The following is a 9,897-nucleotide window of genomic DNA, read 5'->3' on the forward strand; positions in this document are numbered from 1 at the left end:
TGGCCCTGAACGCCGGCGTCGAAGCGGCTCGCGCCGGCGACGCCGGCAAGGGCTTCGCGGTCGTGGCCTCGGAAGTCCGCGCGCTCGCCCAGCGCTCGGCCGAAAGCGCCAAGCAGATCAAGGGCCTCATCTCGACCTCCACCAGCCAGGTGGCGGAAGGCGTGAACCTGGTCGGCGAGACCGGCCAGGCCCTGCACCGGATCATCGCCCACGTGGAAGACATCTCGAAGCTGGTGGGCGAGATCGCCCAGTCGGCCAAGGAGGAAGCCACGGGCATCGCCGAGGTGAACACCGCGGTGAACCAGATGGACCAGGTGACCCAGCAGAACGCCGCCATGGTGGAACAGACCACCGCGGCCTCGCGCATGCTGGCCGGCCAGACCGAGGAGCTGTTCGGCCTGGTGTCGCGCTTCCAGGTGGGCCAGGGCGCGGCGACGGAGCAGGCCTCGGCCGCGTCGCGGGAAGCCCCCGCGTCGCGCTCCCGTGCGGGCGGTTCGTTCCGCACCGCCGGGAACACGGCCATCGCCGAGGACGACTGGACCGAGTTCTAAGGGATCCGAACGAGGGCGTGGGACCATACACGCCCGAAGTCGGCGGGCCGGCGCACGGGACCATACGTGCGCCGGCCCTTGCTTTTGAGGCGCCCGAACCATTGCGCCGGCCGCAACGCCCCTTTCCGTTTGCGGAAAGCATTCCCGGCCTTCTAGAATGACGCGCGTCACCTTTTGCGTCGCGTCAGGAAGAGAATGTCTCAGGTCGCCTATCTCACCGTCGGCAAGCGGGAGCAGACCAAGGTCCAGAATCGCCAGGCGATCCTGGACGCGGCCCGCGAGGTCTTCGGGGAGCTGGGTTACGAGGCCGCCACCGTCCGCGACATCATCCGCCGCACGGGCCTCGCGGCCGGCACGTTCTACAACTACTACCGCTCGAAGGAAGAGGTGTTCGCCGCCCTGGCCGACGACGGCGCGCGGCGTTTCGCGCCGATCCTGAAGGGCCTGCGCGGCAAAGGGACCAGCTTCGGCGAGTTCGTGCGCGAGGCCATCGTCGCCTACTTCGAGTTCATGGCCGACGAGCACGTGAGCTGGATGGCGCGCCGGCCGGCCGGCGAGATGCAGCCGCACATCCACGGCGAGACTCCCGAGATGGCCGCCGTCTTCGCCGAGGTGAAGGACGCCATCGAGGACGCCATCGCCGAAGGCAAGGGCCCGCTTGCCGATTCCGAATACATGGCCGCCTCGTGCATCGGCGTCGCCCGCGAGGTCTGCGACAAGATGCTGATGCGCCGCCCGATCGACACGGCCGCGGCCGCCGACTTCGCCATCGCGATGATCCTGGGCGGCGTCATGGGCCTGCCCGGAGACAAGCGCTGATGGCGGCCTCGCCCGCCGCCCAGCGCCTCGTCGTCCGCACCCTCCTCTCGCTCCCCGCCCCCCTCCTGCGGCTGATGGCCGGCGGGGGCGTCGTCTACCAGGGCGGCCGCACACTGGACCCGCGGCTGCAGTTCCTGGCCGCCCGGGCGAAGAAGTCCCCGCCCATGGAGACCCTGTCGCCGGAAGAGGCGCGCCGCGGCGAGGCGGCGCTCTCGGCGTTCAGCGCCGACTTGGAGCCCGGCGTGACCGCGGAAGCGCTCAGCGTCCCCGGCGCCGAGGGCGACATCCCGGCCCGCCTCTACCGCCCGCACCCGCAGGACCCGGCCGCGCCGCTGATGGTCTGGGCGCACATGGGCGGCGGGGTGATCGGCAGCCTCGACACCAGCCACGCCTTCTGCGGCCTCCTGGCTCGGATCGTGGGCTGTCCGGTGCTCAGCCTCGACTACCGCCTGGCCCCTGAGCATCGCTTCCCGGCGGGCCTGGAGGACGTGCTGGCCGCCTACCGCTGGGCGCGCGACCAGGCCGCCGGCTACGGCGCGAGCGACGTGGCCATCGGCGGCGACTCCATGGGCGGGAATTTCGCGGCCATCGTCTGCCAGGAGCTGAAGCGGACGGGCGAGCCGCAGCCGGCGCTGCAGCTGCTGGTCTATCCCTGCACCGACGTGGCCTCCGAGACGGAGTCCATGAACACCTACGCCGACGCCTTCCCGCTGACCCGGCCGGTGATGGACTGGTTCCTGGGCCACTACATGACGCCCGACGCCGACCCGGCCGACCCGCGCCTGTCGCCCCTGCGCACCGCCGACCTCACGGGCCTCGCGCCCGCCGTCATCGCCACGGCCGGCTTCGACCCGCTGGTCGACCAGGGCGAGGCCTACGCCAGGGCGCTCAAGGCCGCTTCCGTTCCCGTGCGGTACCGCTGCTACGACAGCCTCTGCCACGCGTTCACGGCCTTCACCGGCGCCGTGCCGGCCGCCGACGCGGCCTGCCGCGAGATCGCCGCCCTGGTCCGGGACGCGCTCAAGGAGCGGGAGGCCGTCTGAACATGCGTGCGTTGGTGGTCGAGCGTCTGGCCCCGGACTACGCCGGCTGCGTCGTGAAGGAGATCCCGACGCCCGAGCCCGGCCCCGGCCAGGTGCGCATCCGGGTGCGCGCGGCGGCCGTGAACTTCCCCGACCTGATGCAGACCCGCGGCGAGCATCAGCACAAGCCCGAGGTCCCGTTCGTGGGCGGGATGGAACTGGCGGGCGAGGTGGACGCCTTGGGCGAAGGCGTCACGGGCTTCCATGTCGGCGACGAGGTCTGCTCGGGCGGTCGCGGCGGCTTTGCCGAGTTCGCGATCCTGCCGGCCGCCACGCTGCGCAAGAAGCCCGCGGCGCTGACCTTCGGCGAGGCGGCGGGCTACCCGGTGGCCTACCTGACCGCCTACGTGGCGTTCACCCGCATCGCCAACGTCCAGCCCGGCGAGTGGGTGCTGGTGCACGGCGCGGCCGGCGGCGTGGGTCTGGCCGCCGTCGACTACGCCAAGCTGCTGGGCGCCAAGGTCATCGCCGCCTCGGCGTCGGACGAGAAGCTGTCGGTCATCGAGCTGGAGTACGCCCCGGACGCCACCGTGAACGTCACGAACGGCTTCCGCGAGCGGGTGAAGGAACTCACCGGCGGCAAGGGCGCCGACGTGATCTACGACCCGGTGGGCGGCGACGTCTTCGACGAGTCGATCCGCTGCATCGCCTTCGGCGGCCGCATCCTGTCCATCGGCTTCACGAGCGGCCGGCTGCCGGTGCTCCCGGTCAACATCGCGCTGATCAAGGGCTTCTCGGTCCACGGCGTGCGTGCCGGCGAGTACGGGCGCCAGTTCCCGGAAAAGGGCCGAGAGAACAACGAGGCCATCTGGAAGCTCGCCGAGGAGGGCAAGGTCCGCCCCCGCGTCGACCGCGAGTATCCGCTGAACGACTGGCGCGAGGCCTTCGAGACTCTCGCCCAGCGCAAGGTGGTCGGCAAGACGATCATCCGGCCGGACCTGTGAGGACTGAAGCATGACCATCGGCAACGAAGGCGACCTGGAGAAGCTGAAGGCCGCGGGGCGCCTGGTGGCGCGGACGCTGAAGGCCATGGGCGAGGCGCTGGAGCCCGGGATGACCACCCGCGAGCTGGACGCGCTGGGTCGGGCGCTGCTGGAGGCCGAGGGCGCGCGTTCGGCGCCCGAGCTCACCTACGATTTCCCGGGCGCCACCTGCATCTCGGTGGGGCCCGACGTGGCGCACGGCATTCCCGGCGAGCGGGTGGTGCAGGCGGGCGACCTGATCAACATCGACGTCTCGGCCGAGCTGGACGGCTTCTTCGCCGACACCGGCGCGAGCTTCGCGGTGCCGCCGGTCTCGAACCGCGTGGAACGCCTGTGCCGCGACGGCCGCCGCGCGCTGTGGACCGGCATCCGCGCCGTGCGCCCCGGCGCCGACCTCAACGCCCCTGGCCGCGAGATCGAGGCCTTCGCGCGGAAGAACGGCTACAGCCTGGTGAAGAACCTCGCGAGCCACGGCGTGGGCGCCTCGCTGCACGAGGAGCCCACCGAGATCGCCACCTGGGTCGACCGCTCCGAACGCCGCAAGATCACCGAGGGCCTGGTCTTCACCCTGGAGCCGTTCCTGTCGCTGGGCGCGAACTGGGTCGAGGAGCGCGACGACGGCTGGACGCTGCGCCCGCGGGGAGGCGAGCCCACGGTGCAGTACGAGCACACCCTTGTGGCCACGCGCCGCGGACCGGTGGTGGTGACGCTGGCGGACTAACCGGCGGAGGTGGTTGACAGCCCCGCCCCCTTCCACTATCCACCGCCGCTCGATTTTCGCCCCGGAGCCTTCTCGTGAAGCGCACTTTCCAACCCTCTCGCCTGGTGCGTGCGCGCCGTCACGGCTTCCGCCTTCGCATGTCCACGAAGAACGGCCAGAAGATCCTCGCGCGCCGCCGCGCCAAGGGCCGCAAGCGCCTGAGCGCCTAAGGTTGTCATCCCGGTTTCGCCGCAGGCGAAGACCGGGACCCATGAACACCGATGCCCATTTGGAAGCCCGCAGCGGCGACGCTGTGGGCCGTCTTGACGAGTCGACGCTGATGGGTCCCGGTCTTTGGCTTCGCCAAAACCGGGATGACAGTCTTAGTTGAACGCCCCGACCACCATCGAGAAACTGAAGAAGCGCAGCGAGTTCCTCGCCTGCGCCCAGGCCCCCTCGTTCGCGAAGGGGGCCGTCGTCGTGCAGGCCCTTGCGCGGGGCGACCACGACGATCGCATTCGGGTGGGCTTCACCGCCACCAAGCGCATCGGCGGAGCCGTCGAACGCAACCGGGCCAAGCGCCGGATGCGCGAGGCCGCCCGCCTGCTGCTGCCGCAATTCGGCGCGCCCGGCGTCGACTATGTGCTAATTGCCCGTGGCGGGACCATAAGCCGCCCCTGGGACCGTCTGCTTGACGATGTGAAAACCGCGCTGATAAGGCTCGCCGCCGACCGCGCGGCCCCCCAAGTGTAGACGAACGGCCCCGCCCCTCCCTCCGACGGAAACCTGCGTCCCACCATGAGAGACGACAACACCCGCAACACGATCATCTTTTTCGTGGCGGCGGCCCTCCTGCTCCTGGTCTACCAGGTGTTCGTCATCGACCCGCAGGCCAAGCGCCAGGCCGAGGAGCGCGCGCGTCAGGCGCCCGCCGCGGCGGCGTCCAGCGCGCCCGCGGCGCCGCAGCTGCCGACCGCAGTCACCCGCCAGGCCGCCGTCGCCGCTTCGCCCCGCGTGCAGATCGCCACGCCGTCGCTCAAGGGCTCGCTGTCGCTGAAGGGCGCCCGGATCGACGACCTCTACCTTGTGAAGTACCGCCAGACGCTGGATGAACCGCAGCCGGTGGAACTGTTCCGACCGGAGGGCACGCAGTACGCCTGGTTCGCCGAGATCGGCTGGGCCGGCGCCAACGTGCCGGGCCTGCCGGGCCCGCAGACGCAGTGGACCCTCGCCAAGGGCTCGACGCTGGCGCCCGGCCAGCCGGTGACCCTGACCTACACCAACGGCCAGGGCCTGACCTTCACGCGCACCATCGCGATCGACGACCGGTACATGTTCACGGTGACCGACACCGTGGCGAACACGAGCGCCCAGCCGATCACGCTGGCCCCCTACGGCTCGGTCGTGCGCCAGGGCGTGCCGCCGGGCCTGGGCAAGAACAGCGTCGTCCACGAAGGCGGCATGGGCTGGCTCCAGGACAAGCGCCGGCCGCTCAAGTACGCCAAGTGGCAGAAGGACGGCTCCAGCCCCGCCTACGCGTCGACCGGCGGCTGGATCGGCATCACCGACCACTACTGGCTGGCGGCGGTCATCCCGGCCCAGAACGAGCGGATCCAGGGCCAGTACCGGCTCACCGAGGCGCCGGGCGTGAATCTGCTCGACGCGAACTACGTGGGCCAGGCCAAGGCGATCCCCGCCGGCCGCCAGATCACCCATACCACCCACGTCTTCGCCGGCGCCAAGCAGAACCCGGTGCTGAAGGACTACCAGGCCAAGCTGGGCATCAAGAACCTGGATGAGGCCATCGACTGGGGGATGTTCTGGTTCCTGACCCGGCCGATCTTCCAGTTCCTGTCCTGGATCTACGGCTACGTCGGCAACTTCGGCCTGGCGATCCTCGCCCTGACCGTCGTGGTCCGCCTCGTCTTCTTCCCGCTCGCGAACAAGCAGTACGAGTCGATGACGAAGATGAAGAAGGTGCAGCCCGCGATGGAGGAGCTGCGCACGAAGTACAAGGACGACCCGCAGAAGCAGCAGCAGGAGCTCCTGGCGCTCTACCAGCGCGAGAAGGTCAACCCGCTGGCTGGCTGCCTGCCGATCTTCCTGCAGATCCCGGTGTTCTTCGCCCTCTTCAAGGTGCTGCAGCTCGAGATCGACATGCGGCACGCGCCGTTCTTCGGCTACATCCGCGACCTGTCGGCGCCCGACCCGACGACGGTGTTCAACCTGTTCGGCCTGATCCCGTGGGATCCGGGCACGCTACCCCTCATCGGCAGCATGCTGGCCTACGGCTCGCCGCCCGGCTTCCTGCACATCGGCGTGCTGCCCATCCTCTACGGCTTCACCACCTGGCTCACCACCTCGATGAGCCCGCCCGCGCCCGACCCGGTGCAGCAGCGGATCTTCCAGTTCATGCCTCTGCTCTTCACCTTCATCATGGCGCAGTTCGCGGTTGGCCTGCTCGTCTACTACACGTGGTCCAACTGCCTGACCGTGCTGCAGCAGTACGTGATCATGCGCCGGTTCAAGGTGGACAACCCGATCGACCAGATCATCCGGCGGTTCTCGGGCAAGCCCAAGGAAGTCGGGTGACCACCGAAGACGCCGTCTTCGACGCCGACGCGCTGGAGGCGGCGCGGGTCTTCTTCGCCCATCCGGTGCGGTTCCTGATGGGCGCCGTGTCGATGGAGGGCCTGCCGCCGCCCGACCTGCCCGAGGTGGCGTTCGCCGGCCGCTCCAACGTGGGCAAGAGCTCGCTGATCAACGCCGTCACCGGCCGCACGCACCTGGCGCGCGCCTCGACGGCGCCGGGGCGCACGCGCGAACTCAACTTCTTCGTGGCCGACGAGACCCTGCGGCTTGTCGACCTGCCCGGCTACGGCTTCGCCAAGGTCGGCCGCGGCGAGAAGAACAAGTTCCAGAATCTGGGCCGCGCCTACCTGCGCGGCCGGCCGAACCTCAAGCGCGCCTACCTGCTGATCGACTCGCGCCACGGCCTTAAGGACGTCGACCTCGAGGCCATGGAGGCCTTCGACCTGGCCGCCGTCAGCTACCAGATCGTACTCACCAAGGCGGACAAGCTGCGCAGCCAGCGCGACGTCAACCAGGTGCTCGCCGAGACGCTGCGAAAGATCGCCAAGCGCCCGGCCGCTTTCCCGCGCGTGGCCGCCACCTCGGCCGAGAAGGGCACCGGCATCCCCGAACTCCGCGCCGAGATCCTGGCGGCCTGCACCGTCTAGCTAGGCATCCCCAGCGTCACCGCGCTAACTGGCGGCGAACGCTTCGGGGAACCCCCATGATCGACATGTCCGCCCGCCCCGTCTTCGACGAGGAGCTCAACCTGTTCCGCGACCAGGTGCGCAAGTTCTACGACCGTGAGCTGACGCCCAACCTCGACCGCTGGGAGGACGAGGGGATCGTCGGGCGCGACTTCTGGCGGGCCTGCGGCGAAGCGGGCCTGCTCTGTCCAGGCGTGCCGGCCGAGTACGGCGGGCTGGGCCTCGACTTCCGCTTCAACGCGGTGATCTCGGAGGAGCTGTTCTACGCCGGCTCGTCGGCCGGCATTACGCTGCAGAGCGACATCGTCGCCGACTACATCGTCAACTACGGCTCCGAGGAGCAGAAGCGCGAGTGGCTGCCCAAGATGGTCTCGGGCGAGGCCATCACTGCCATCGCCATGACCGAGCCGGGTACGGGTTCGGATCTGCAGGCCGTACGCACCACTGCCATCCGCGACGGCAACCACTACGTCGTGAACGGCTCGAAAATCTACATCACCAACGGCCAGAACGCCGACCTGGTGATCGTGGTGGCCAAGACCGACCCCAACCAGGGCGCCAAGGGCGTGTCGCTGGTTCTGGTGGAGGCCAATCGCGAGGGGTTCAAGCGCGGGCGCAACCTCGACAAGATCGGCCAGCATTCCGCCGACACCTCGGAGCTGTTCTTCGAGGACGTCCGCGTGCCGGTGACCAACTGCCTGGGCGAGGAAGGCCGCGGGTTCGCCCAGCTGATGAACCAGCTGCCGCAGGAGCGCCTGGGCATCGCCGTGCAGGCGCAGGCCGCCGCCCAGCGCGCCTTCGACGAGGGCGTGAAGTTCACCAAGGACCGCAAGGCGTTCGGCCAAACGGTCTTCGACTTCCAGAACACCCGCTTCACCCTGGCCGGGCTGAAGGCGAAGATGCAGGCGGGCTGGGCGCACCTCGACTGGGCCATGGCGCGGCACCTCGAAGGCAAGCTCACCGCCGCCGAGGCCTCGGCCGCCAAGCTGTTCCACACCGAGCTGCAGTGGGAAGTCTGCGACGCCGCCCTGCAGCTGCATGGCGGCGCCGGCTACATGAACGAGTACCCGATCGCGCGGTTGTGGCGAGACGCCCGCGTGCAGCGGATCTACGGCGGGACGTCCGAGATCATGAAGGAGGTCGTGGCGCGGACGATCTGACTGCACCGCGCAACAAGCAGGGCCGCCCAGCGTTTCTCCGTGGTCTGGGCTACGGGGAGTTCCACCGATGAGCGGCGCGGTCTTCGCCTCCGAGCGCGACGTCGGTTCGCGCGGCCCCGTCCACCGCAGCAACCGCCTGCTGGCGGCGCTGTCAGACCGCGACCTCGATGTCCTGAAGGCGCACCTGGAGCCGGTGGCCCTGGCGCGCGGCAAGGTGCTGTTCGAGCCGGGCGACGACGTGGTCACCACCTACTTCCCGTGCCACCGCACCATGGCCTCGCTGCTGATCGTCACGCGCGACGGCCGCGAAGTGGAGGCCGCCACCATCGGCCGCGAGGGCGCGATCGGCGGCATCGTGAGCGAGGGCCACAAGCCCGCCTTCGGGCGCGCGGTGGTGCAGATCCCCGGCGACGCCTACGCCATCTCCACCAGCCACCTGGAGGCCGCGAAGACCGGCTCGCGCCGCTTCGGCGACCTTTTCTCGCGTTATGCCGATGCGTTGCTCGCCCAAGTCATGCAGTCGGTGGCCTGCAACGCGCTGCACCGCGCCGACCAGCGCTGCGCCCGCTGGCTGCTCGCCGTCCACGACCGCGCCGGCGACAAGGTCATCCACCTGACCCAGGAGTCGCTGGCCGAAATGCTGGGCGTGCAGCGCACGACCGTCACCGCGATCACCGGCGACCTGCAGGCCCGGGGCCTCATCCGCACCTATCGCGGCGGGCTGGAGGTGATCGATCGCCCCGGCCTCGAGCGCGTCGCCTGCGAGTGCTACGCCGCCGTCGAGGCCCACTTCGCCGAGCTCCTGCCGGAGGTGGCGGTCTAGGGCCGCTTCACGACCCCGCCGCCCTTCATCACGAACACCGGCTTCTCCAGCACGGTCACGTCGCTGAGCGGGTCGCCCTGGACGCCCACGAGGTCGCCCCAGAAGCCCTTGGCGACCTGGCCCACGTCCTTCTCCCAGCCCAGCGCCTCCCCGGCGTTCAGGGTCGCCGACTGGATCGCCTGCAGCGGGGTCGCGCCGAAGCGGACCATCACCTCGAACTGCTTGGCGTTAAGGCCATGCGGGAACACGCCGGCGTCGCTAGAGAAGATCATCCGCGCGCCGGCCTTCAGGGCCTTGCGGTAGTTGTCCCGCTGGATGCCGCCGATCTCGCGGTCCTTGCGCAGGTTGTCCTCCAGCTCGCCGTTCTTCTTGCCCTCGGCCTGGGTGTAGTCGGTGTTGTAGATGTCGAAGCCGAGCCAGGTCCCCTTCTGGACGGCCAGCTTGATCCCCTCGTCGTCGATCAGGCTCACGTGCTCGATGGTGTCGACGCCGCCCAGGATC

The 9,897-nt window shown here is 69.7% G+C and carries 12 protein-coding genes; 11 read left to right on the forward strand and 1 reads right to left on the reverse strand.

Annotation, left to right across the window (positions count from 1 at the left end; all coding sequences use genetic code 11):
- From VGD44_RS11635 to VGD44_RS11685, 11 genes are all read left to right on the forward strand, one after another.
- The coding region (locus VGD44_RS11635) for a methyl-accepting chemotaxis protein (RefSeq protein WP_331087104.1) at positions 1-551 on the forward strand (551 nt) is incomplete at its 5' end.
- Positions 552-746: 195 nt separating this feature from the next.
- Positions 747-1,370: a TetR/AcrR family transcriptional regulator gene (locus VGD44_RS11640; protein ID WP_331087106.1), complete on the forward strand. Its 624-nt coding sequence runs from the start codon at positions 747-749 to the stop codon at positions 1,368-1,370.
- Positions 1,370-2,413, forward strand: a complete 1,044-nt coding sequence (locus VGD44_RS11645; RefSeq protein WP_331087108.1) for an alpha/beta hydrolase — start codon at positions 1,370-1,372, stop codon at positions 2,411-2,413. The genes VGD44_RS11640 and VGD44_RS11645 overlap by 1 nt, the downstream gene beginning before the upstream one ends.
- Positions 2,414-2,415: 2 nt before the next feature.
- Positions 2,416-3,396: an NADPH:quinone oxidoreductase family protein gene (locus VGD44_RS11650; RefSeq protein ID WP_331087110.1), complete on the forward strand. Its 981-nt coding sequence runs from the start codon at positions 2,416-2,418 to the stop codon at positions 3,394-3,396.
- Between the two features lie 10 nt (positions 3,397-3,406).
- Positions 3,407-4,156 (forward strand): type I methionyl aminopeptidase, encoded by a 750-nt coding sequence (map, locus tag VGD44_RS11655; RefSeq protein ID WP_331087112.1) that lies wholly within the window; start codon positions 3,407-3,409, stop codon positions 4,154-4,156.
- A gap of 74 nt (positions 4,157-4,230) precedes the next feature.
- On the forward strand, positions 4,231-4,365 hold the full coding sequence (gene rpmH, locus VGD44_RS11660; protein WP_068877158.1) for a 50S ribosomal protein L34: 135 nt from the start codon (positions 4,231-4,233) through the stop codon (positions 4,363-4,365).
- Positions 4,366-4,522: 157 nt separating this feature from the next.
- Positions 4,523-4,888 (forward strand): ribonuclease P protein component, encoded by a 366-nt coding sequence (gene rnpA, locus VGD44_RS11665; protein ID WP_331087118.1) that lies wholly within the window; start codon positions 4,523-4,525, stop codon positions 4,886-4,888.
- A gap of 45 nt (positions 4,889-4,933) precedes the next feature.
- A complete protein-coding gene (gene yidC, locus VGD44_RS11670; RefSeq protein WP_331087120.1) occupies positions 4,934-6,727 on the forward strand; it encodes a membrane protein insertase YidC in 1,794 nt (597 codons plus the stop codon).
- Positions 6,728-6,804: 77 nt separating this feature from the next.
- Positions 6,805-7,374 carry a ribosome biogenesis GTP-binding protein YihA/YsxC gene (gene yihA, locus VGD44_RS11675; RefSeq protein ID WP_331087128.1) on the forward strand — a complete coding sequence of 190 codons (570 nt, stop codon included), beginning with the start codon at positions 6,805-6,807 and terminating at the stop codon, positions 7,372-7,374.
- A 56-nt stretch (positions 7,375-7,430) separates the two neighbouring features.
- The gene (locus VGD44_RS11680) at positions 7,431-8,573 is read left to right on the forward strand and encodes an acyl-CoA dehydrogenase family protein (protein ID WP_331087122.1); all 1,143 of its coding nucleotides are present in this window, start codon (positions 7,431-7,433) and stop codon (positions 8,571-8,573) included.
- A gap of 67 nt (positions 8,574-8,640) precedes the next feature.
- Positions 8,641-9,396, forward strand: coding sequence for a Crp/Fnr family transcriptional regulator (locus VGD44_RS11685; protein ID WP_331087124.1), 756 nt, complete (start codon positions 8,641-8,643; stop codon positions 9,394-9,396).
- On the opposite strand, the gene VGD44_RS11690 is transcribed toward VGD44_RS11685, so the two are convergent.
- Positions 9,393-9,897 (reverse strand): amidohydrolase family protein (locus tag VGD44_RS11690; RefSeq protein ID WP_331087126.1); only part of this gene is annotated, 505 nt, incomplete at its 5' end. The genes VGD44_RS11685 and VGD44_RS11690 overlap by 4 nt on opposite strands.

Source organism: Phenylobacterium sp., from assembly GCF_036402295.1.
Classification (GTDB): Bacteria; Pseudomonadota; Alphaproteobacteria; order Caulobacterales; family Caulobacteraceae; genus Phenylobacterium.

Bases quoted from the DNA above. Each gene is read 5' to 3' on its own strand.
- VGD44_RS11650 (WP_331087110.1), top strand. From the start codon at position 2,416: ATGCGTGCGTTGGTGGTCGAGCGTCTGGCCCCGGACTACGCCGGCTGC.
- VGD44_RS11645 (WP_331087108.1), top strand. From the start codon at position 1,370: ATGGCGGCCTCGCCCGCCGCCCAGCGCCTCGTCGTCCGCACCCTCCTC.
- VGD44_RS11640 (WP_331087106.1), top strand. From the start codon at position 747: ATGTCTCAGGTCGCCTATCTCACCGTCGGCAAGCGGGAGCAGACCAAG.
- VGD44_RS11685 (WP_331087124.1), top strand. From the start codon at position 8,641: ATGAGCGGCGCGGTCTTCGCCTCCGAGCGCGACGTCGGTTCGCGCGGC.
- map (WP_331087112.1), top strand. From the start codon at position 3,407: ATGACCATCGGCAACGAAGGCGACCTGGAGAAGCTGAAGGCCGCGGGG.
- yihA (WP_331087128.1), top strand. From the start codon at position 6,805: ATGGGCGCCGTGTCGATGGAGGGCCTGCCGCCGCCCGACCTGCCCGAG.
- yidC (WP_331087120.1), top strand. From the start codon at position 4,934: ATGAGAGACGACAACACCCGCAACACGATCATCTTTTTCGTGGCGGCG.
- VGD44_RS11680 (WP_331087122.1), top strand. From the start codon at position 7,431: ATGATCGACATGTCCGCCCGCCCCGTCTTCGACGAGGAGCTCAACCTG.